Genomic DNA, 20,064 nt, shown 5'->3' with positions numbered 1-20,064 from the left:
AATGGGAGACCGCTGGCACGTCGAGGTCGACCGGTCGGTGTGCATCGGCTCGGCCCAGTGCGTCCACCGGGCACCCGACGGATTCCGCCTCGACACGGCCCGCCAGTCCCACCCGGTCGAGGCGGAGACGGACGCCAACGAGCAGGTTCTGGCGGCGGCGGAGACCTGCCCGGTGGAGGCGATCGTGATCACGCTGCTGGGGAGCGGGGAGCCGGTCTTTCCGCCGGAGGATTAGGGAATATTTACCCTTTTCATCCTTCAGTGGGCGTTCTATTCTGGTAAGAGGCCTACGGGACGAGTGAGGGAGTCCGAACCGGAGTAGCCGACTCGGCGGAAAGCAACAGCTCGACGCTTACGCCGGTGCCGACGTCGACGGTCCGGGCTGAGAGGCCAGAAGGCAGCAGTCAGGCCGGATGGCGACCCCCATTACCTGATCCGGGTAATACCGGCGCAGGGAACCCGTCTCGTAGGTCATTCACGTGTCTGTGGGGGCCGTGGGGGCCGTGAGGTCGATCAGACGGCAGACCGTCTCGATGTCGATCTTCACCTGGGCGATAGAAGCGCGGCCCGACAGCCAGGTGATCAGCGCCGAGTGCCAGGTGTGCTCGATGACCCGCACCGCCGACAGCTGCTCCGGCGTCGGATTCTCCTGCCCCATCGCGTCCAGGATGATCACGGTCGTCTGCCGGGACACCTGATCCACCTCCGGCGACACACTGCGATCCGCGAAGGTCAGGGCGCGGACCATGGCGTCGGCCAGATGCGGCTCGCGCTGCAGGGCCCGGAAGGCGCGCATCAACGTCTCCGCGACCCGCTCCGCCGCCGTGTCGCCCGCGGGCGGCTTCTTCCGCAGCGTGCCGTGCATGTGCTCCAGCTGATCCTGCATCGTGGCGACCAGTAGATGGATCTTGGAGGGGAAGTAGCGGTAGAGGGTGCCGAGCGCTACCTGCGACGACTCCGCGACCTCCCGCATCTGCACCGCGTCGAAACCACCCCGGCTGGCCAACTGCGCGCTCGCGTGCAGGATGCGGCGGCGGCGCGCCGCCTGGCGCTCGGTGAGGGGCGGGGTGACGGGTCTCGCGGTACTGGCTGCCACCTTGTCCACCTTGTTCCCCTCGCCATGGCGCGACCGTGGCGTGAATCACCTGATCCACTGCTCACGCCGCCTCTACCTGCCGGTAGATTCGGAGCCTCTTGAACGATCAAGTCTGTAACTTGTTCTAGATTAGCGTCCCGGCGTAATCTCGCGGGACAGTGCAGGGAGAAGGGGGCCCAGAGTGACCGCTGAGGCCAGTCGGACGGGTTCCCCCAAGGAGCCCGCCGCGGACGGCGAGCGACCTCTCGACATCGCGCTTCTCACCTATAAAGGGAACCCGTTCTGCGGCGGCCAGGGCGTCTACGTCCGCCACCTCTCCCGCGAACTGGCCCGCCTCGGCCACCGGGTCGAGGTCATCGGCTCCCAGCCCTACCCGGTCCTCGACGAGGGCGTCCCGCTCACCGAGCTGGCCAGCCTCGATCTGTACCGCCAGCCGGACCCCTTCCGCACCCCGAAGCGGGGCGAGTACCGCGACTGGATCGACGCGGTGGAAGTGGCCACCATGTGGACCGGCGGCTTCCCCGAGCCCCTGACCTTCTCCCTGCGCGCCCGCCGCCATCTGCGCGCCCGGCGCGGCGAGTTCGACGTCGTCCACGACAACCAGACGCTGGGGTACGGCTTGTTGGGCGACGTGGGAGCCCCTCTCGTCACCACCATCCACCACCCCATCACCGTGGACCGCCAGTTGGAGCTGGACGCAGCCGAGGGCTGGCAGCGCCGGTACTCGGTGCGCCGCTGGTACGCCTTCACCCGGATGCAGAAGCGCGTCGCGCGCCGCCTGCCGTCCGTCCTCACCGTCTCCGGCACCTCCCGCGCCGAGATCGTCGACCACCTCGGGGTGCGCGAGGACCGTATCCACGTCGTCCACATCGGCGCCGACACGGACCTGTTCAAGCCGGATCCGTCGGTGGCGGTCGTCCCCGGCCGGATCGTCACCACCTCCAGCGCGGACGTCCCCCTCAAGGGACTCGTCTTCCTCGTCGAGGCGCTCGCGAAGGTGCGCACCGAACACCCCGACGCCCACCTCGTCGTCGTCGGCAAGAAGCCCGCCGAGGGCCCGGTCGCGCAGGCCGTCGAGCGGTACGGCCTCGAAGGCGCCGTCGAGTTCGTCAAGGGCATCTCGGACGCCGAACTGGTCGACCTGGTCCGCTCGGCGCAGGTCGCCTGCGTGCCGTCGCTGTACGAGGGCTTCTCCCTCCCCGCCGCCGAGGCCATGGCCACCGGCACGCCCCTGATCGCCACGACCGGCGGCGCGATCCCGGAGGTGGCCGGCACGGACGGCGAGACCTGTCTGGCGGTACCGCCCGGCGACGCGGGTGCGCTGGCCGCCGGCCTGAGCCGACTCCTGGGCGACCCCGAGTTGCGCGTACGGCTCGGCCGGGCCGGCCGCGAGCGGGTGCTGCGGCACTTCACCTGGGCCCGAGCCGCGGAAGGCACGGTGGCCCACTACCGCGAGGCGATCGCCCGCTCCGCGGCCACGGACCAAGGCCGCTCCGCGCCCCCAGCCGTCGATCGCTCCGCGATCCAGACCCCCGGCCGCTCCGCGGCGGCCTCAGAAGGTTCCTATTCCGAAAGCAGGGCCACGTGCTGACCGTCGACTTCTCCCGGTTCCCGCTAGCCCCGGGCGACCGCGTACTGGACCTCGGATGCGGTGCCGGCCGGCACGCGTTCGAGTGCTACCGGCGCGGCGCCCAGGTCGTCGCGCTGGACCAGAACGGCGAGGAGATCCGCGAGGTCGCGAAGTGGTTCGCGGCGATGAAGGAGGCGGGCGAGGCCCCCGAGGGCGCCACCGCGACGGCGATGGAGGGCGACGCGCTCGCGCTGCCCTTCCCCGACGAGTCCTTCGACGTCGTCATCATCTCCGAGGTCATGGAGCACATCCCGGACGACAAGGGCGTACTCGCCGAGATGGTCCGGGTGCTCAGGCCCGGCGGCCGGATCGCCATCACCGTCCCGCGCTACGGCCCCGAGAAGGTCTGCTGGACGCTGTCCGACGCCTACCACGAGGTCGAGGGCGGCCACATCCGCATCTACAAGGCGGACGAACTGCTCGCGAAGATCCGCGAGGCGGGCCTCAAGCCGTACGGCACCCACCACGCCCACGCGCTGCACTCGCCGTACTGGTGGCTGAAGTGCGCGTTCGGCGTCGACAACGACAAGGCGCTGCCGGTGCGGGCGTACCACAAGCTGCTGGTCTGGGACATCATGAAGAAGCCGCTGGCCACCCGGGTCGCCGAACAGGCGCTGAACCCGCTGATCGGCAAGAGCTTCGTGGCGTACGCGACCAAGCCCCATCTCCCCCGGGTGGACGCCAAGTGACCACCCCCCGGACAGAACACCTCGTCCTGCCCGGGGTCCTCACCGCCGAGCAAGCCGCCGCGACCGTCGCCGGACTGCTCGCCGTACAGCGGGAGGACGGCGCCATCCCGTGGTTCCGGGGCCATCACCTCGACCCCTGGGACCATGTCGAAGCGGCCATGGGCCTGGACGCGGCCGGTGAACACGAGGCCGCCGAGCGGGCGTACGAGTGGCTCGCGCGGCACCAGAACGAGGACGGCTCCTGGTACGCGGCGTACCAGGACGGAGCCTTCGACGACGTCACCGACCGCGGGCGCGAGACGAACTTCGTCGCCTACATAGCCGTAGGAGTGTGGCACCACTACCTCTCCACCGGCGACGACACCTTCCTGGACCGCATGTGGCCGACCGTCTACGCGGCGACCGAGTGCGTGCTGAAGCTCCAGCAGCCCGGCGGACAGATCGGCTGGCGACGGGACGACGACGGTACGGCGACGACGGACGCGCTGCTGACGGGATCCTCCTCGATCCACCACGCGCTGCGGTGCGCGCTCGCCATCGCCGAGCAGCGGGAAGAGCCCCAACCCGACTGGGAGTTGGCGGCGGGAGCCCTTCGCCACGCCATCCGCCGTCACCCCGAGCGGTTCCTGGACAAGGACCGCTACTCGATGGACTGGTACTACCCGGTGCTGGGCGGCGCCCTCACCGGCGCCGAGGCCAAGGCGCGGATCGAGGAGTCCTGGGACCGCTTCGTCGTGCCCGGGCTCGGCGTGCGGTGCGTCGTCCCCAACCCGTGGGTGACCGGCGGCGAATCGGCCGAACTCGCCCTCGCGCTCTGGGCGGTGGGCGAATCCGACCGGGCGCTGGACATCCTCCAGTCGATCCAGCATCTGCGGGACGAGGAGACCGGCCTGTACTGGACGGGCTACGTCTTCGAGGACGACGCGATCTGGCCCAGGGAACTGACCGCTTGGACCGCGGGGTCACTGCTGCTCGCCGTCGCCGCGCTGGGCGGGGACGAGGCGACCTGCCAGGTGTTCGGCGGGGATCGTCTGCCGATGGGGCTGGATCCGGATTGTTGCGGCTGACCTGAGCGGGCCGGGCGCAGTCCGCTGCGGTTCGGCAGCGCCCTGAAGGGGCGCGGGGAACTGCGCGACCAGCCACGACGGCGCCGCAGCGAACCGACGGCACATCGCGGCACTTCCAGCGGAGCGCTCAGTGGCGGTGGGTGCGGTTCGCGATGGCGTGTCCGATGAACAGGTAGACCACCGCGGCGAGACCGTACCCCGCCACCACCCTGGCCCACTGCTCGTCGAAGGTGAACAGGTCGTGGGACCAGCCCGCCAGCCAGCGGGCCGCGTCATGGATGAACTGCACGAAGTCGTTAGCGCGGTTCGCGTCCAGCAGGTACATCAGGATCCACAGGCCCAGAATGAGAGCCATGACGTCGGCGACGATCGCGATGACCGTGCCGGCCTGATTGGCACCGTTGCGATATCGAGGGGACATGCCCCTCGGGTAGCCGCTCAACCGTGAACCAAACGCGAGTTCACCGGTTGAGCTCGGCGAGCACGCGCAGCGACTCCTCGTCCGGGGCCAGCGCGAGCAGGTCCGTCACCGGGCCCTTGCGCCACAACTCCAGGCGTTCGGCGATGCGTTCACGCGGGCCGACCAGGGAGATCTCGTCGGCGAAGGCATCCGGGACGGCGAGCACGGCCTCCTGCCGATGCCCTTCGAGGAACAGCCGCTGGATGCGCCGGGCCTCCTCCTCGTAACCCATGCGAGCCATGAGGTCGGCGTGGAAGTTGTGCGCCGCGTGACCCATGCCGCCGATGTAGAAGCCGAGCATGGTCTTCACGGGGAGCAGGCCTTCGCGTACGTCGTCGCAGACCCGGACCTGGGCCATGGGGGCGACGAGGAAGCCCTCCGGGAGGTCGGGGAGCGCGTATGCCTCGGGGCGGGTGGGCGACCAGTACAGCGGGAGCCAACCGTCGGCGATACGGGTGGTCTGGGCGACGTTCTTCGGGCCCTCGGCGCCGAGGAGGACGGGGAGGTCGGGGCGGAGGGGGTGAGTGATGGGCTTGAGGGCTTTGCCGAGCCCTGTGGCGTCGGCGCCTCGATAGGGAAGGGAATGGAAGCGGCCGTCGAGCGTGACGGGGGCCTCGCGCCTGAGGACTTGCCGTACGACGTCGACGTACTCCCTGGTCGCGCTGAGCGGCGACTTCGGGAACGGGCGCCCGTACCAGCCCTCCACCACCTGCGGCCCGGACAACCCGAGCCCGAGCATCATGCGGCCGCCGGAGAGATGGTCGAGGGTGAGGGCGTGCATGGCGGTCGTGGTCGGCGACCTGGCGGCCATCTGCGCAACCGCCGTACCCAGCTTGATCCTTGACGTCTGCGCGGCGATCCAGGTGAGCGGGGTGAACGCGTCGGAACCCCAACTCTCGGCGGTCCACACGGAGTCGTACCCGAGCCGCTCGGCTTCCTGGGCGAGGGGGACGTGGTCGGGGGAGGGGCCGCGACCCCAGTAACCGAGGGCAAGACCGAGCCGCATGGCACCTCCTGACGGTATGTCAGTTCATGGGGGCTGCGACTGTACGACAACGGCCCCCCGCCCGGAAGGGCGAGGGGCCGTGACGACGGGGTTGTCAGCCGCGCTGAATGCCGCTGGTGTCCTGGAGGACACCGCGACGACCGTCCTGCGTCTGCGCGATCAGGTTCGGGCCGCGCTGCTCGACGGCCAGGTACCAGGTGCCCGGCGCCAGTTCGGCGATCGGCGTGGGCGAACCGTCCTCCCCGAACAGCGGACGCGGCACCGGCACGGCGAACCAGAACGGGGAGAAGTCCCCGGCCGGCTGCGGCGCCTGCGGCTGCTGCCCCGGCTGCGGCTGCCCACCGAACGGCTGCCCGGCCTGCGGCTGAGCGCCGTACGGCTGCCCCGGCTGCGGCGCCGGCTGCTGTGCACCCGGGGCGCCCGGGTAGCCGTAACCACCCTGCGGCTGACCGCCGTAGGGCTGTGGGGCCGCGGGGCGGGGGGCCGGGATGAGGGCGGCCTGGAGGGCGGGGACCAGGGGGCCCGCGACGGCGGCGGCGGCCAGCAGGAGGGCGGCGATCAGGCCGAGGATGAGGCCGGAGCCCGCCCCGACGTCCGAGGCACCGAACTGGTCGCTGAACGCGCCCAGCGGGTCGAAGATTGTCCAGAGCGCCGTCCACGCGGAGAAGATCGTGAGCGCGACACCGAGCGGACCGAGGTCGAGGCCGACGACCTTGCGAGGCTGCGGGAGTGCGCGGGCGACAACGATCAGAACCGCGCCGATGATGCCGCCGAGGTACACGCTCATCACCAGGCCGAGGTTGTCCCAGGCGTTGGGGATGTCACTGCCGTCGCCGTCGAACGTAGCGAGGAACGACGCGACGAAGAGCAACACCGCTGCTCCGATCACCACGCCGTCGCCTCGAGTGAGGGAGCGGATATTCACTTCAAAGGTCCTTCGGTTCAGTCAACTCGTCATCGGTAGAGGCGTCGCTGTCACCATGTCGCCGTAAGGCCCCGGTGTGAAGCGCGGGGGTGGCCCCTCATCGTACGGACGACCCTATCGTCCGTACGATCGGGCTGTCCGCCGGGATCAGTGCGCTGATCACTACCCGCGCAGGAAACTCACGATTCCCTCAGAGATTCCTTGCGCCGCCTTCTGCCGCCACGCACCGCTGGTCAGCTGTGCCGCGTCCTTGGTATCGCGCATGTTGCCGCACTCGATGAACACCTTGGGAACCGTTGACAGATTGAGACCGCCGAGATCCTTGCGGGTGACCAAGCCGGTGCCGTCGCCGACGTAGTTGGAGGGGGCGCTGCCGGTGGCGCGGACGAAGTTGCCCGCGATGCGCTCGCCGAGGTCGCGGGAGGGGGCGACGATCGGGCGGGTGTCCGCGGCGCCGGAGTTCACCGAGCCGGGGAGGATGACGTGGAAGCCGCGGTTGCCGGAGCCGGCGCCGTCCGCGTGGATCGAGACCACCGCGTCGGCCTTCGCCTTGTTGCCGATTCGGGCGCGCTCGTCGATGCAGGGGCCGTACGTACGGTCGCCGTCCTGGGTCAGTTTCACCGTCGCGCCCTGCTCCTCCAGCAGCGTGCGCATGCGGTGGGCGACGTCGAGGGTGAACTTGGCCTCGGTGTAGCCGGCGTTCGTGGCCGTGCCGGTGGTGTCGCACTCCTTGTAGCCGGTGCCGATGTCCACCTTGCGATTGATCTCGGCGGTGTGCTGGAAGTTGGCCGGGTTGTGGCCGGGGTCGATGACGACGACCTTGCCCTTGAGGGGGCCGGAGGCGGCAGGAGGGGCGGAGCTCGTGGCGCTCGGGCTCGGCTTCTCGTCGTCGGTGGGGGACGAGGACACAGGGGCCGACGGTGTCCCCACCGCCGTCGCCTCCGCGCCGCCACTCCCGTCACCGGCGCTGCCGAGTCCCTCGTACACCACCCATCCCAGCAGTGCGCCGGGCACCAGCGCGGCGAGGGCCACGGTCAGGGGGCTGCGCCTCGGGCGGCGGGGCGGTTCGAATTCAGGGCCTGCGTACGACACGTCTGCGACTCTAACCGGGCCCTCAGGTCCCCGCCCCCGTTCGCCGCAGCACACGCAGCGAGTCGGTGACGGAGATCTCCTCGAAGGCTCCCGAGGCGAGGGCGCGCAGGTATACGCGGTACGGGGCCTGGCCCGTGAATTCGTCCAGCGGGTTCGGGAACACGTCGTGGATCAGCAGCAGGCCGCCTTCGGCCACATGGGGGGCCCAGCCCTCGTAGTCCGCGGTGGCGTGCTCGTCGGTGTGGCCGCCGTCGATGAAGACCAGGCCGAGGGGGGAGGTCCAGACCTTCGCGATCTGCGGGGAACGGCCGACCATGGCGATCACGTGGTCCTCCAGGCCCGCCCGGTGGAGGGTGCGGCGGAACGTCGGGAGCGTGTCCATCAGGCCCAGCTCGGGGTCGACCGTCTCCGGGTCGTGGTACTCCCAGCCCGGCTGCTGCTCCTCGCTGCCGCGGTGGTGGTCGACGGTGAGGGCCGTCACGTCGGCGGCGCGGGCCGCGTCGGCCAGGAGGATCGTGGAGCGGCCGCAGTAGGTGCCGACCTCGAGGAGGGGCAGGCCGAGCCCGCCTGCCTCCATCGCCGCCGCGTAGAGCGCGAGGCCCTCGCCGACCGGCATGAACCCCTTCGCCGCCTCGAACGCGGCCAGGATCTCGGGCTCCGGCTTCATGAGGGCCTTTCGGTCGTGCGAGGGTTTCGGCGCCCCATGCTGCCGTACCCCCCGGTCGGCGAGCTACCGGGGGGTACGGCGGGCTGGATCAAGGCGCGGAAAGGGTCAGGGCGCCGGAAGGATCAGGGTGCGTCCGAGATGTCCAGCTTGTTCACCTTGATCCGTGAGGTGTCGAATTCCCAGGCGACGTAGAACTTGCCCGGGGCGTACTCGTCGGCCATCGGGTACGTGTCCCAGCCCGCGCCCGTGGTGCCCTGCTGATCGGGGTCCTTGTCGGCCGTCGCGCCGTTGGCGAAGAACTTGCCCGCGCTCCAGGCGGCGCCGGGGCGTTTCGTCTTGTAGTTCAGGATGTCGCGGTTGGTGGCGGTGTTGTAAAGGGACAGGTACTGGCCGTTGCTGTCCTTGATGAACTGGACCTTGGAGTTCAGGCTCGGCAGGTTGCTGTCGAGCGTGAAGGGGGTCCAGGTCAGGCCGCCGTCGGAACTGGTGGCCGTCGCCGCGCGGGTCTGGGTGCCGATGCTGCGGGCGACCATGACCAGCTTGTTCGGGTCGTCCTGCGAGACGGCGATCTGGGGTTCGGCGGCGTCGAGGTTCGACGGGTCGGGCACGATGCCGCCGGCCGTCCAGGTCTTCAGGTCCGAGGAGATCAGCACGCCGTTCTCGCGGCCCGAGGCCCAGAACGGGATGACGTGCTTGCCGTTCGCGAGCTTGACCGGACGTCCGGCGAAGATGAGGTTCGCGAGTCCCTCGTCGGCGGTCGTGTCCGGGAGGTCGAGCGGCATGGTGACGGGGTAGTTCTGCCAGGTGTGGCCCTCGTCGGTGCTGCGCTTGACCACGATGGCGTCGATCGGCAGGCCCGAGTTGTTGTCGGCGGACGACTTGGTCCGGCCGAGGTAGGCGAAGAGCTCGCTGCCGTTCTGGTAGAGGACCACGAAGTGCCAGGAGTACTCGCTGGTGTCCTGGGCGAGGACCTGCGGGTGGCTCCAGTTCGCGCCGCCGTTGGTGGTGTACGCGTACCGGATGTGGCCGTGGTCGACCTGGCCCGGCACGATCCCCTCCCGCCAGGCCACGACCGCGTTGTTCGCGCTGGTGGCGATGATGTCGGGGGTGCGGGGGCCGTCGCCCTCGGTCGTCGCCTGGATGTGGGCGACCGACTCGCTCGACGTGCCCTCGGCGGAGGCCGGTCCGGGCAGCAGGAGGCCGGCCACGACGGCCAGGACCAGCGCGGTCAGAAGCGCGGGCACGGCCCGCTTGCGGGTTACCACAGCCATTGCTGGTCCTTGTTCGTGCCGCAGCCCCACTGGACGGCCTGGATGCCGACGGTCGGGCTGGTGTTGGGGATGGCGAGGCAGAGGCCGGTCTTGGCGTTCTTCAGGCGCTCGTCGCCGTCGTGGAGCCAGACCTGCTCATCGCCCTGCTCGGTGCCGCAGCCCCACTGGATGGCCTTGACGCCGGGGGTGGGGTCGCCGCCCGGGATGGCCAGGCACTTGCCGCTGGCCTTGTTGACGACGTGGTAGCCGCCGCCCGTCATCGGCTGGAGCGACCAGTAGTTGCTTTCGCTGTAGCTGCACGTCCACTGGACCATCACGGTGCCGTTGTCCGGGTTGGACGCGGGGTTGGCCAGGCAGAAGCCGGTGCCCTGGTTGAACAGGCGGGCGTTGACGACGGCTTCGGCGGCCGCGGCGGCCGGCACCGAGCCGGTCAGCGACGATCCCGTCAGGACGGGCGCGCAGATAAGGGCGGCGGCCGCCAGGACGGCGGCCGCCTTTCTGTGCAGGTTCATGACAGAGAAGATTCCTTCGTCACTTCAACGGGCGGATGTCAGTAGACCCACCGCTGGTTGAAGTTCTCGGTGCAGGTCCACTGGATGATCTCGGTGCCGTTGGCCGTGCTGGAGTTCGGGACCGCCAGGCACAGGTCGCTGTTGAGATTGCGCAGCCGGCCCCAGCTGTCCTTGATGAAGACCTGCTCGGTCTTGCGGGAGTCGCAGCCCCACTGAACGGCCTGGGTGCCCAGCGTCGTGCTGGAGTTGGGGATGGCGATGCACAGCTTGCTGTTGAGGTTTCTGATGATGTACCGGTTGCCGTCGCCCCCGGCGACGCCTGTCAGCGTCCAGTCCTGCTCGGAGAAGTTGTTGCACTCCCACTGGATCAGGCCCGTACCGGCCGTCTGGCTGGAGTTGGGCACCGCCAGACACTTGCCGGTGGACCGGTTCTCCAAGGGCCGGTAGTCGTCCTCCGCGTGGGCGGTGGCGGAGAAGGACACGGCGCACACGGCCGTCGCGGCGACGGCGGCGATCTTCGTCAGGGTCTTCACGGGCATGGTGAGCTCCGTCGGTGTAGGGGGTGGTCGCTGGTGCCCGATCAGAATGCGAGTCGACATGTGGTGATGTCGTTAGCAATGGGTCCACTGCGACTTGACGGTGGGTCTACTGGGCCGCGAGCAGCGCCCGTTGCCGGTACTCGCTCGGCGGGACTCCGTAGGCGGCGCGGAATCCTCGGGAGAAGTCGGAGGCGCGGGGCAGGCCCCAGCGGGCGGCGATGGCGTGGATCGGGGTGCGGCTGTGCGCCGGGTCGGCGAGATCGTGGCGGGCGCCCTCCAGACGCTGGCGGCGGATCCAGGCGGCGACCGTCTCGCCGCCCGCCGCCTGCTGGAAGATGCGGTGCAGATAGCTGAGGGAGATGTGGTGCGCGGCGGCGATCACGGGCGGGGTCAGCTCCGGGTCGTGCAGCCGCTGCCGTATGAACGCGCGGATGCGCTCGACCATCGCGCGGTGCCGGGTCTCCGGCGGCAGGGCGTCCTCCGCCTCCAGTGTCTGGGCGATCCAGGCCGACATCAGGTCGACCAGGATCATGCCCAGACGCGAGGTGTCGGACGGACCCAGGTGGGCGGCCTGCCGCTCCAGGCCGGTGAGGAATTCGCCCAGCAGCGCGCCGACCCCGGTCCGCCCCGGCAGGGGTCTGCCGAGCAATTCCCGGTTCGGCGGCACCGGGAGCAGCACCTTGGGCACCTCGACGCCGAGGATCTTGAGCATCCGGCCGTCCTTGTCGTCGTACGAACGCAGGTCGCCGGGGAGTGAACTGTCGGCCAGATAGAGGTCGTTCGGGCCGAAGACGGTGCTCCGGCCGCCGTGCTCGAAGGCGAGAGTGCCGCCCAGGACCAGCCTCAGATGGAGGATCTCCGGGTCGGAGCGGCGCACCATGCGGGCGGTGCGCAGATAGCGCGAGGGCAGGAACGAGGCCGACCACGCCGACACCGGTCCCAGGTCCCGCAGGCGTAACTCCGCCCGGTAGTCGGCGGCGTAATCACTGGTGACGTCCAGGGGAGCGGCGGTGCGGCCGACCCCCTCGCGCCAGTAGGCGAGTCTGTCCTGCGCGGGCACGTCCGCGCACCGGAAAACGGTCCCTGTCATCTCCACCCCGCTCCAAACGCCCCCGGTCACAGGAAGATCACAGAGACGGATGGTGCGTGGGGGAGCTCTTCTCACCGTGAACGGCGGGTGTATTCGCGGCGAAGAGATCTTCTCGGGTCGATCAGGGCGTGGGCAGCGCCAGATCCACGTCGACTGTGCCGTCGTCGCCCGCGTGGGTCGCCGAAGAGGCGTGCGGGCCGTGGCCGTTGGCCTTGGCGGCCAGGACGTAGGCGCCCTGGGCCGGGACGGAGAGGGTGTAACTGCCGTCCTCCGCCGAGAGCGTGGCGCCCGCCTGGCGGCCCCGGCGGTCGATCAGGGTGACCTTGGCGCGGGCGACCGGGGCGCCGGCGGCGTCCAGGACCCGGCCGCGGAAGCCGCGCAGGGCCTCCTCGGCGCGGGCGAGGTTGGCCTCCTCCTCGCTGCTGGCGCGCAGTTGGGGCTCGCGGTTCGGCTTGGGCAGGAACAGGGCGAGCAGCAGGCCGACCGCCACCGCGCCGGTCGCGATCAGGAAGGAGACGCGGAAGCCGTGCATGGTCGGGATCTCCACGCCGTTCACGGTGTCCGCCGTGTTGGCCAGCACCATGCCGATGACGGCGCTGGAGACGGACGTACCGATGGACCGCATCAGCGTGTTGAGGCCGTTGGCCGCGCCCGTCTCGGAGGCGGGGACCGCGCCGACGATCAGCGCGGGCAGCGAGGAGTAGGCGAGGCCGATGCCCGCGCCGAGGAGTACCGCGATGACGAGGGACTGCCAGGCGGCGCTCATCAGGCCGAGGCCGGCGCCGTAGCCGATGGCGATGATCAACAGGCCCAGGATCAGGGTGAACTTGGGGCCGTGCTTCGCCGAGAGGCGGGCGTAGACGGGGGCCGTGAACATCATCGTCAGGCCCAGCGGGGCGACCAGCAGACCCGCGACGACCATCGACTGGCCGAGGCCGTAGCCGGTGGACTCGGGCAGCTGGAGGAGCTGGGGGAGGACCAGGGAGACGACGTAGAAGGAGACGCCGACCATGATCGAGGCGAGGTTGGTGAAGAGGACGGCGGGGCGGGCGGTGGTGCGCAGGTCGACCAGGGGGGCCTTGGTGCGCAGCTCGTAGACGCCCCACAGGAGCAGGACGGCGGCGGACGCGGCGAACAGGCCGAGGGTGGTGGTGGAGGTCCAGCCCCAGTCGCTGCCCTTGGTGATCGGGAGGAGGAAGAGGACCAGGCCGGTGGACAGGCCCAGCGCGCCCGGCAGGTCGAAGGAGCCCTCGGCGCGCATCGGGGACTCCGGTACGACGAGGAGGGTGAGGGCGATGGCCAGGACGCCGAGGCCCGCGGCGCCGTAGAAGAGGGCGTGCCAGTCGGAGTTCTGGGCGACCAGGGCCGCGGCGGGCAGCGCGAGTCCGCCGCCGACGCCGATCGAGGAACTCATCAGGGCCATCGCCGAGCCGAGCTTCTCGCGGGGCAGCATGTCGCGCATCAGGCCGATGCCGAGCGGGATCGCGCCCATCGCGAAGCCCTGCAGGGTACGGCCGACGATCATCGGGATCAGGGCGCTGGTGACGGCGCTGACCAGGGCGCCTGCCACCATCACGGCGAGGCTGAGGACCAGCATGCGTCGCTTGCCGTACAGGTCGCCGAGGCGGCCCATGATCGGGGTGGCGACGGCGCCGGAGAGAAGGGTGGAGGTGAGGACCCAGGTGGCGTTGCTGGGGGAGGTGTCCAGCAGCAGCGGCAGGTCCTTGATGACCGGCACGAGCAGGGTCTGCATCACCGCGACCACGATGCCCGCGAAGGCGAGGACGGGGACGACTGCGGGCCGGTCGTTGGTCGTACGTGTCATGTGTAGCTTGAACTCGGTGCGCCCGGGCAACTATTCCGATGCTTTGGCCAGCTAACGAAATCTTGACCTGCTCATGGGGATCCGCCGGGGCGGAGAAGGGGCATTGAGCGGGCGTTGAGCGGACCTCGGTCCGCGTACCTACGTCCGGAGACCGAGCGGATTCGCTGCCAAAACCTGATGCCAGGGGTGTAAGCGGGTTGAGAGCATGACAGACATGCTCGAAGCCGCCGGCGTCACCCAAGTGCCCCCTCGCACCACGCCGCCCGCCTGGGTGGTGGTGGCGCTCGCGTGTGCGGGGCAGTTCCTGGTCGTGCTCGATGTGTCCGTGGTGAACACGGCACTGCCCTCGATGCGCACCGGGCTCGGGCTGAGCGAGCAGGGACTGCAGTGGGTGGTGAACGCCTACGCCATCGCCTTCGCCGGGTTCATGCTGCTCGGCGGCCGGGCCGGTGACCTCTACGGGCGCAAGCGAATGTTCCTGGTCGGGCTCGGCCTGTTCACGCTGGCCTCGCTCGGCGGCGGACTCGCCCAGGACGACTGGCAGTTGCTGGTGGCGCGGGCGGTGCAGGGGCTCGGCGCGGCCGTGCTGGCGCCGTCCACGCTGACCATCGTCACCTCAGCGGTGCCGGAGGGCGCGGCCCGGGCGCGGGCCATAGCGACCTGGACCGCGGTGGGCGCGGGCGGCGGCGCGGCGGGCGGACTGGTCGGCGGACTGCTGGTCGAGGTCCTGTCCTGGCGCTGGGTGCTGCTGATCAACGTGCCGATCGGCGCGGTGGTGCTGTTCGGGGCCGCCCGCTACCTGGCCGAGAGCCGCGCGGGGGACGGACGCCGGCTCGATCTGCCGGGCGCGGTGCTGGTGACGGCGGGGCTCGCGACACTGGCGTACGGGATCTCGCAGACCGAGGCCGAGGGCTGGACGGCGACGGCCACGCTGGTGCCGCTGCTCGCCGGGCTCGCCATGATCGGGCTGTTCCTCGCCGTGGAGGCGCGCACGGCGGCGCCGCTGATGCCGCTCGGACTGCTCGCACGCCGACCGGTGTCCTCGGCGAACGTGTCGATGTTCCTGTGCGGCTCCTCCATGTTCTGCATGTGGTTCTTCATGACGCTGTACGCGCAGAACGTGCTCGGCTACACACCGCTGGAGGCCGGTCTGGCGCTGGTGCCGAGTTCGCTGGCGGTGATCGTCGGTTCCAAGATGGCGCCGCGATGGATGCCCCGGCTCGGCGCACGCAACCTGGCCGCGCTCGGCACCCTCATCGCGGCGGTCGGTTTCGGCTGGCAGTCGCTGCTGACCGTGGACGGCAACTACCTCACGGCGATCATGTTCCCGGGGATCCTGATGATGCTCGGAGCGGGCCTTACGGCGACCCCGCTGGCCGCGCTGGCCACCTCGGGGGCGCCGCCGCAGGAGGCGGGCCTGGTGTCGGGGCTGGTGAACACCTCGCGGGTGATGGGCGGTTCGCTGGGCCTCGCGGTGATGTCGACGATCGCGGCGGCCCGGACCGAGAGCAGCTCCGGCGGTACGGCGCGGGCGCTGACGGAGGGGTACGCGCTGGTGTTCCGCACGGGCGCCGGAGTGCTGCTGGCCGGGGTGCTGCTGATGCTGGTGTGGCTGCCGCGGAAGAATGCGCCGGGGAAATCGGTGGGGAAATCGGTGGGGAAATCGGCGGGGTGAGGCAACGGTTCGTGCGGCTCATGGACTCCTTCATTCATCAAGGAGGTGCCCATGGGGGAACGGACACAGGCTCGGGACGAGGAGTTCCAGAGCTTCGTCACCGGCCGCTGGCCGCGGCTGATGCGCACGGCATTTCTCCTCACGGGGGAGCAGCACGCCGCGGAGGACTTGGTCCAGTCGACTCTCGAACAGGTCTATGTGGCCTGGCGCAGGGTCGGCTCGGCCGATGAACCGGAGGCGTATGTACGGCGCGTGATGATCAACGCCCACGCGCGCAAGCACCGCAGAAGGCTCAAGGAGTTCCTGGCGCCCAAGGACGACTCGGGCCTGGTCCGCGAGGTCCCCGACACCGGTGACCGCATCGCCCAGGCCGACGACCGGGGCGTCCTGTTGAAGGCGCTCGCCCAACTGCCGCCCCGGCAGCGGGAGGCGGTGGTCCTGCGCTACTGGGAGGACCTGACCGAGACACAGACGGCGGAGGCGATGGGCTGTTCCGTCGGCGCGGTGAAGAGCAACGCGGCCAAGGGGATCGCGAAGTTGCGCGCCATACCGGGCCTGGCGGAGACGGTGACGTACGGAGGGCGGATGCGATGAGCGCGGACCGGGAGACGAACCTCGACATGACACACAGGGACATCGCCCTCCTGCTGGCCGAGGCGGCGGACGAGGTCGAGATCGGTATAGCCCCCACGCAGGCGGTGATTCGGGGCGGGCGCCGACGCAGGGCACGCAGGTGGGCGGTGGCGGCGGCTACGGCGCTGGTGATCGCGGGGACCTCGGGAGCGGTGGCGGTGGCGGGGCTGCCGGGCGGCGACGACAGGGGGCAGGTGGCCACCCAGCCCTCGCCGTCGGAGCAGCGGGACCTGTCTGCTCCGTACCGGACCACGCTGGCGACCGGGACGGACGAGGGCAAGGAGTGGTCGGTGTTCGTGGACGTGTGGCCGACGCCGCGCAATGAGGCGGAGGCGGACACCGTGTGGAATGCGCTGACGGAAGCCAACGGCACGCCGACGGACGCCAAGGTGCCCTCCGATCTGATCGGTACGGTCACCTACTTCGTGAAGCGCAGCTATGGAGGGGAGACGTCGGGGGTGATGGAGAACAGGATCCCGGCGTCGGACTCGATGTCCGGCAGGGACCTGCAGACCGGCGCGATTCCCCTTGTGCCGGACACCGACGGTCCCCAGCGCCTGGTGATCGGTCAGGTGGCCAAGTCGGCCCAGCACGTCACCTGCGAGTGGAAGGACGGCACCACCGCCGAGGTGGGCAGGGCTCCCGAGGGCGAGGAGAGCAGCACGGACGAGGAACTGATCCGCTCCGCGCAGGGGTCACCGGTGGACTGGTTCGTGTGCCTGGCGCCGAAGGGGACGGCCTTCAAGGAGGCGCTGGTCACCGTACCTCCGGTGGCCGAGGGCGCCCAGTAGTCCTACAGCCACCCCTGCTGCCGGGCCACCCGCAGGGCCTCCGTGCGGTTGCGGGTGCCGGTCTTGCCGATGGCGGAGGAGAGGTAGTTGCGGACCGTGGATTCGGAGAGATGGAGGGCGGCGGCGATATCGGCGACCGTCGCCCCGTCCGCCGAGGAGCGCAGTACGTCGCACTCGCGGGCGGTGAGCGGACTGGGCCCGGCGCTCAGCGCGGCCGCCGCGAGTGCCGGGTCGATCACCGTCTCTCCGGTCAGCACCCGGCGGATCGCCACCGCCAGCTCCTCCACCGGGCCGTCCTTCACCAGGAAGCCGACGGCGCCCGCCTCCATGGCCCGCCGGAGATAGCCGGGCCTGCCGAAGGTCGTCAGGATCAGCACCCGGCAGTCCGGCACCTGCTCGCGCAGCTCGGCGGCGGCGTCCAGGCCGCTACGGACCGGCAGTTCGATGTCGAGGAGGGCCACATCGGGGCGGTGGATGAGGGCCGCGTCCACGATCTTGTCCCCCGAGCCGACCTGCGCCACCACCTCCAGGTCCGGTTCCATCCCCAGCAACAGCGCCAGCGCGCCGCGCATCATCCCCTGGTCCTCGGCGAGCAGCACCCTGATGGACTTGGCGGGGCGATGATCCCGGGGCATCTCGTTCACGGGCCAAGAGTAGGGCGGGAGGGGGTGATCGGAGCGGTGTTGACGGGGGGTTCTTGCAGGTGGTGGGGCGAAGGGAGGGGGAGGGCGGACTCGGTGGGGACCTCGGTGGGGACCTCGGTGGGGACCTCGGCGGGGGCGCCGGCCGGGGCCAACTCCCCTGACCCGCCGGGCAGTTCCGCCGTCACCAGGAAACCGCCCCCTTCGCCCGCCCCCGCGCCGAGCGATCCGCCCGCCGCGGCGAGACGCTCCCGCAGCCCCAACAGTCCCGTCCCGCCGACTCCTGAACCGAGGTCGCCGTGCCCGTCGTCCGACACCGTCAGCCGTACCGACCCCTCGTCCCCCGACACCGTGATTGCACAGCGCCCCGCCCTGCTGTGCCGCACCACATTCGTCGCCGCCTCCCGGACCACCCACCCGAGCAGCGCCTCGGTCCGAGGAGGGAGCGGCGGTCCGGAGCGGTCCACCGTCACCGAGATGCCCGCAGCCGTCAGCGCCGAGTGCGCCCGGTCCAGTTCGGCGTCCAGGCTGCCCTTCCGGTAGCCCGTCACCGCCTCGCGGATCTCCGTCAGGGCCTGTCGGCCTATCGACTCGATGTCCGTGACCTGCAGAACCGCCGCGTCGACATCGCGCTGGGCAAGGCGCCGGGCCGCCTCCGACTTCACCACGATCACCGAGAGGGTGTGGCCGAGGAGATCGTGCAGATCGCGGGAGAAGCGCAGGCGTTCCTCCTCGACCGCGCGCCGGGCCAGTTCCTCACGGGCGGCGCGCAGGTCCCGTACCGCCTCGGACAGGGAGAGGATCGCCGCCGTCACCATCGTGGAGATCGCGGTGGCGTAGGCGGTGTCCAGACCGCCCCAGCCGTCGCGGACCACACAGACGACCCCGGCGAGCACGGTCACCGCGGCGCCGGCCGGGCGCAGGTGCGGCATCCGCACCGCCGCGCCCGTGGCGAGGCCGAGCAGTGGGAAGAACAGCAGCCAGGTGCCGCCGTAGCCGAGGCCCAGGGCGCAGGTCACCGCGGTCAGCAGGGTGAGCGCCACTCGGGTGGACAGCGCCTCGCGGGTCTTCTTCACGAAGGCGCGGAACGTCACGTAGATGTAGAGGCTGTTGAAGGTCAGCAGGCCCAGGCCGCCGATCCAGGGGTTGGAGGTGTGGCCCTGGAAGAGGTTGGAGAAGGCGCCCATGCCCAGCAGCAGCCAGGGGAGCAGGGTCAAGCCCGTGGGCGCCCGGTAGTGCCGGGCGTGCTCGGCCTCGCAGCAGCCGTCGTTCTTCTCGCAGTGGTCGTGCGTCATGTGCCACCCCGTTCATGTCGGAGCGCCCAGCGTAGGAAAGCGACCCGCCGCCCGGGCAGGGCCGGGCATACGCACTCCGGCAGTACAAATGTCATCGGACCCAGGGCAGCTGACGCCACGTCAGGAGTCTTCACAACTGCGGGACGCTCGGCTATAACGAGGGCGCCGGACTGGAACGCGTTCTAGATCCGCCCAGCGTTCCGGGTCAGTCCGCCCATGCGCGACCTCGGTGCGGCCGACGGTGCGGACGACCGCGCCGAGGTCTCAGACCCCTCAGGAGCCCCATGCCCATCGACGCAGCGAAGGCCGTAGCCGCCGAACCCCGGTCCGGCGAGATCTCCTGGACCGCCAAGGACGTACAGCTCTACCACCTCGGCATCGGCGCCGGCCTCCCGGCCACCGACCCCGACGAGCTGCGCTACACCCTGGAGTCCCGGCTGCAGGTGCTGCCCAGCTTCGCCACCGTCGCCGGCTCCGGCGCACCCGGAGTGATCAGCGGACTGTCCATGCCCGGCGTCGAGGTCGAGCTGGCCCGCGTGCTGCACGGCGGACAGAGCCTGGAGATCCACCGCCCCCTCCCCGTCGAGGGCACCGCGACCACCACCTCGCGTATCGCCGCCGTGTACGACAAGGGCAAGGCCGCCGTGCTCGTCCTGCGCACCGAAGTCGCCGACGCGGACGGGCCGTTGTGGACCAACGACTCGCAGATCTTCGTCAAGGGCGAAGGGGGCTGGGGCGGCGACCGGGGCCCCTCCGCCCGTCCGGAGCCGCCCACCGGTGAGCCCGACAAGGTCGTCGAGCGGCGGATCCGCGAGGACCAGGCGCTGCTCTACCGACTCTCCGGCGACTGGAACCCCCTGCACGCGGACCCCGAGTTCGCCGCCAAGGCCGGATTCGAGCGGCCCATCCTGCACGGCCTGTGCACCTACGGCATCACGCTGAAGGCGGTCGTCGACACCCTGCTGGGCGGCGACGTGGGCCGGGTGCGGTCGTATGCCACACGGTTCGCCGGGGTCGTGTACCCGGGGGAGACCCTGCGCATCCGTATGTGGGACCAGGGCGACGCCGTCCGGGTCGCCGTCACCGTCGTCGAACGGGACGACGCGCCCGCCCTCACCGACACCGTCGTCCACCACGCTTGAGTCCATCGAGGGGAGCCG

21 protein-coding genes are annotated in these 20,064 nt (G+C 70.5%); 8 read left to right on the top strand and 13 right to left on the bottom strand.

Features of this window, described 5'->3' with window-relative positions; genetic code table 11:
• The first annotated feature begins 1 nt into the window (after position 1).
• Positions 2-235 (top strand): ferredoxin, encoded by a 234-nt coding sequence (locus OHT76_RS13280; protein ID WP_328871012.1) that lies wholly within the window; start codon positions 2-4, stop codon positions 233-235.
• Between the two features lie 240 nt (positions 236-475).
• Here the strand turns inward: OHT76_RS13280 and OHT76_RS13275 are convergent, their stop codons facing one another.
• The gene (locus OHT76_RS13275; RefSeq protein WP_328871011.1) at positions 476-1,105 is read right to left on the bottom strand and encodes a TetR family transcriptional regulator; all 630 of its coding nucleotides are present in this window, start codon (positions 1,103-1,105) and stop codon (positions 476-478) included.
• 172 nt (positions 1,106-1,277) lie between these two features.
• On the opposite strand from OHT76_RS13275, the gene OHT76_RS13270 reads away from it, so the two are divergent.
• From OHT76_RS13270 to OHT76_RS13260, 3 genes are read left to right on the top strand one after another with little or no spacing between them, the layout of a single operon-like run.
• Entirely contained in the window at positions 1,278-2,687 is a 1,410-nt protein-coding gene (locus tag OHT76_RS13270; protein ID WP_328871010.1) for a glycosyltransferase family 4 protein, read from the top strand.
• Positions 2,681-3,415 carry a class I SAM-dependent methyltransferase gene (locus OHT76_RS13265; RefSeq protein ID WP_328871009.1) on the top strand — a complete coding sequence of 245 codons (735 nt, stop codon included), beginning with the start codon at positions 2,681-2,683 and terminating at the stop codon, positions 3,413-3,415. The genes OHT76_RS13270 and OHT76_RS13265 overlap by 7 nt, the downstream gene beginning before the upstream one ends.
• On the top strand, positions 3,412-4,482 hold the full coding sequence (locus OHT76_RS13260) for a prenyltransferase (RefSeq protein WP_328871008.1): 1,071 nt from the start codon (positions 3,412-3,414) through the stop codon (positions 4,480-4,482). The genes OHT76_RS13265 and OHT76_RS13260 overlap by 4 nt, the downstream gene beginning before the upstream one ends.
• Positions 4,483-4,609: 127 nt before the next feature.
• On the opposite strand, the gene OHT76_RS13255 is transcribed toward OHT76_RS13260, so the two are convergent.
• From OHT76_RS13255 to OHT76_RS13210, 10 genes are all read right to left on the bottom strand, one after another.
• Positions 4,610-4,903 (bottom strand): hypothetical protein, encoded by a 294-nt coding sequence (locus OHT76_RS13255; protein WP_328871007.1) that lies wholly within the window; start codon positions 4,901-4,903, stop codon positions 4,610-4,612.
• A gap of 40 nt (positions 4,904-4,943) precedes the next feature.
• Positions 4,944-5,948, bottom strand: coding sequence for an LLM class F420-dependent oxidoreductase (locus OHT76_RS13250; RefSeq protein ID WP_328871006.1), 1,005 nt, complete (start codon positions 5,946-5,948; stop codon positions 4,944-4,946).
• A 94-nt stretch (positions 5,949-6,042) separates the two neighbouring features.
• On the bottom strand, positions 6,043-6,873 hold the full coding sequence (locus OHT76_RS13245) for a hypothetical protein (RefSeq protein ID WP_328871005.1): 831 nt from the start codon (positions 6,871-6,873) through the stop codon (positions 6,043-6,045).
• Between the two features lie 162 nt (positions 6,874-7,035).
• Positions 7,036-7,965, bottom strand: coding sequence for an N-acetylmuramoyl-L-alanine amidase (locus tag OHT76_RS13240; RefSeq protein WP_328871004.1), 930 nt, complete (start codon positions 7,963-7,965; stop codon positions 7,036-7,038).
• Positions 7,966-7,987: 22 nt separating this feature from the next.
• A complete protein-coding gene (locus OHT76_RS13235; RefSeq protein WP_328871003.1) occupies positions 7,988-8,632 on the bottom strand; it encodes a class I SAM-dependent methyltransferase in 645 nt (214 codons plus the stop codon).
• A 122-nt stretch (positions 8,633-8,754) separates the two neighbouring features.
• Positions 8,755-9,903, bottom strand: a complete 1,149-nt coding sequence (locus OHT76_RS13230) for a sialidase family protein (protein ID WP_328871002.1) — start codon at positions 9,901-9,903, stop codon at positions 8,755-8,757.
• Positions 9,891-10,415, bottom strand: a complete 525-nt coding sequence (locus tag OHT76_RS13225) for an RICIN domain-containing protein (RefSeq protein WP_328871001.1) — start codon at positions 10,413-10,415, stop codon at positions 9,891-9,893. Before OHT76_RS13225 ends, OHT76_RS13230 begins: the two co-directional genes overlap by 13 nt.
• Positions 10,416-10,453: 38 nt before the next feature.
• On the bottom strand, positions 10,454-10,954 hold the full coding sequence (locus tag OHT76_RS13220; RefSeq protein WP_328871000.1) for an RICIN domain-containing protein: 501 nt from the start codon (positions 10,952-10,954) through the stop codon (positions 10,454-10,456).
• 106 nt (positions 10,955-11,060) lie between these two features.
• The gene (locus tag OHT76_RS13215) at positions 11,061-12,044 is read right to left on the bottom strand and encodes a helix-turn-helix domain-containing protein (protein WP_328870999.1); all 984 of its coding nucleotides are present in this window, start codon (positions 12,042-12,044) and stop codon (positions 11,061-11,063) included.
• Between the two features lie 121 nt (positions 12,045-12,165).
• A complete protein-coding gene (locus OHT76_RS13210; RefSeq protein WP_328870998.1) occupies positions 12,166-13,869 on the bottom strand; it encodes an MFS transporter in 1,704 nt (567 codons plus the stop codon).
• A 205-nt stretch (positions 13,870-14,074) separates the two neighbouring features.
• On the opposite strand from OHT76_RS13210, the gene OHT76_RS13205 reads away from it, so the two are divergent.
• Genes OHT76_RS13205 through OHT76_RS13195 form a run of 3 tightly spaced genes read left to right on the top strand, consistent with a single transcriptional unit; the run spans position 14,075 to position 16,968 of the window.
• The gene (locus OHT76_RS13205) at positions 14,075-15,544 is read left to right on the top strand and encodes an MFS transporter (RefSeq protein WP_328870997.1); all 1,470 of its coding nucleotides are present in this window, start codon (positions 14,075-14,077) and stop codon (positions 15,542-15,544) included.
• 51 nt (positions 15,545-15,595) lie between these two features.
• On the top strand, positions 15,596-16,138 hold the full coding sequence (locus tag OHT76_RS13200; RefSeq protein WP_328870996.1) for a SigE family RNA polymerase sigma factor: 543 nt from the start codon (positions 15,596-15,598) through the stop codon (positions 16,136-16,138).
• The gene (locus OHT76_RS13195; RefSeq protein ID WP_328870995.1) at positions 16,135-16,968 is read left to right on the top strand and encodes a hypothetical protein; all 834 of its coding nucleotides are present in this window, start codon (positions 16,135-16,137) and stop codon (positions 16,966-16,968) included. The genes OHT76_RS13200 and OHT76_RS13195 overlap by 4 nt, the downstream gene beginning before the upstream one ends.
• A 2-nt stretch (positions 16,969-16,970) precedes the next feature.
• Here OHT76_RS13195 and OHT76_RS13190 read toward each other — a convergent pair whose 3' ends face one another.
• Both OHT76_RS13190 and OHT76_RS13185 read right to left on the bottom strand, forming a co-directional pair.
• Positions 16,971-17,603, bottom strand: coding sequence for a response regulator transcription factor (locus OHT76_RS13190; RefSeq protein ID WP_328876520.1), 633 nt, complete (start codon positions 17,601-17,603; stop codon positions 16,971-16,973).
• Between the two features lie 5 nt (positions 17,604-17,608).
• Positions 17,609-18,904: a sensor histidine kinase gene (locus OHT76_RS13185; RefSeq protein ID WP_328870994.1), complete on the bottom strand. Its 1,296-nt coding sequence runs from the start codon at positions 18,902-18,904 to the stop codon at positions 17,609-17,611.
• 284 nt (positions 18,905-19,188) lie between these two features.
• On the opposite strand from OHT76_RS13185, the gene OHT76_RS13180 reads away from it, so the two are divergent.
• The gene (locus OHT76_RS13180; protein WP_328870993.1) at positions 19,189-20,046 is read left to right on the top strand and encodes a MaoC/PaaZ C-terminal domain-containing protein; all 858 of its coding nucleotides are present in this window, start codon (positions 19,189-19,191) and stop codon (positions 20,044-20,046) included.
• Positions 20,047-20,064: the final 18 nt, after the last annotated feature.

The organism is Streptomyces sp. NBC_00287 (assembly GCF_036173105.1).
Classification (GTDB): domain Bacteria; phylum Actinomycetota; class Actinomycetes; order Streptomycetales; family Streptomycetaceae; genus Streptomyces.
Note: the sequence above shows the minus strand (reverse complement) of the source record. Positions and strands in the feature narration are given on the sequence as shown.

Excerpts from the sequence above, each read along its gene's own strand:
- OHT76_RS13280 (WP_328871012.1), top strand. The coding sequence starts at position 2 with ATGGGAGACCGCTGGCACGTCGAGGTCGACCGGTCGGTGTGCATCGGC.
- OHT76_RS13255 (WP_328871007.1), bottom strand. The coding sequence starts at position 4,903 with ATGTCCCCTCGATATCGCAACGGTGCCAATCAGGCCGGCACGGTCATC.
- OHT76_RS13250 (WP_328871006.1), bottom strand. The coding sequence starts at position 5,948 with ATGCGGCTCGGTCTTGCCCTCGGTTACTGGGGTCGCGGCCCCTCCCCC.
- OHT76_RS13235 (WP_328871003.1), bottom strand. The coding sequence starts at position 8,632 with ATGAAGCCGGAGCCCGAGATCCTGGCCGCGTTCGAGGCGGCGAAGGGG.
- OHT76_RS13230 (WP_328871002.1), bottom strand. The coding sequence starts at position 9,903 with ATGGCTGTGGTAACCCGCAAGCGGGCCGTGCCCGCGCTTCTGACCGCG.
- OHT76_RS13225 (WP_328871001.1), bottom strand. The coding sequence starts at position 10,415 with ATGAACCTGCACAGAAAGGCGGCCGCCGTCCTGGCGGCCGCCGCCCTT.
- OHT76_RS13220 (WP_328871000.1), bottom strand. The coding sequence starts at position 10,954 with ATGCCCGTGAAGACCCTGACGAAGATCGCCGCCGTCGCCGCGACGGCC.
- OHT76_RS13215 (WP_328870999.1), bottom strand. The coding sequence starts at position 12,044 with ATGACAGGGACCGTTTTCCGGTGCGCGGACGTGCCCGCGCAGGACAGA.
- OHT76_RS13210 (WP_328870998.1), bottom strand. The coding sequence starts at position 13,869 with ATGACACGTACGACCAACGACCGGCCCGCAGTCGTCCCCGTCCTCGCC.
- OHT76_RS13205 (WP_328870997.1), top strand. The coding sequence starts at position 14,075 with ATGACAGACATGCTCGAAGCCGCCGGCGTCACCCAAGTGCCCCCTCGC.
- OHT76_RS13200 (WP_328870996.1), top strand. The coding sequence starts at position 15,596 with ATGGGGGAACGGACACAGGCTCGGGACGAGGAGTTCCAGAGCTTCGTC.
- OHT76_RS13195 (WP_328870995.1), top strand. The coding sequence starts at position 16,135 with ATGAGCGCGGACCGGGAGACGAACCTCGACATGACACACAGGGACATC.
- OHT76_RS13190 (WP_328876520.1), bottom strand. The coding sequence starts at position 17,603 with ATGCCCCGGGATCATCGCCCCGCCAAGTCCATCAGGGTGCTGCTCGCC.
- OHT76_RS13185 (WP_328870994.1), bottom strand. The coding sequence starts at position 18,904 with ATGACGCACGACCACTGCGAGAAGAACGACGGCTGCTGCGAGGCCGAG.
- OHT76_RS13180 (WP_328870993.1), top strand. The coding sequence starts at position 19,189 with ATGCCCATCGACGCAGCGAAGGCCGTAGCCGCCGAACCCCGGTCCGGC.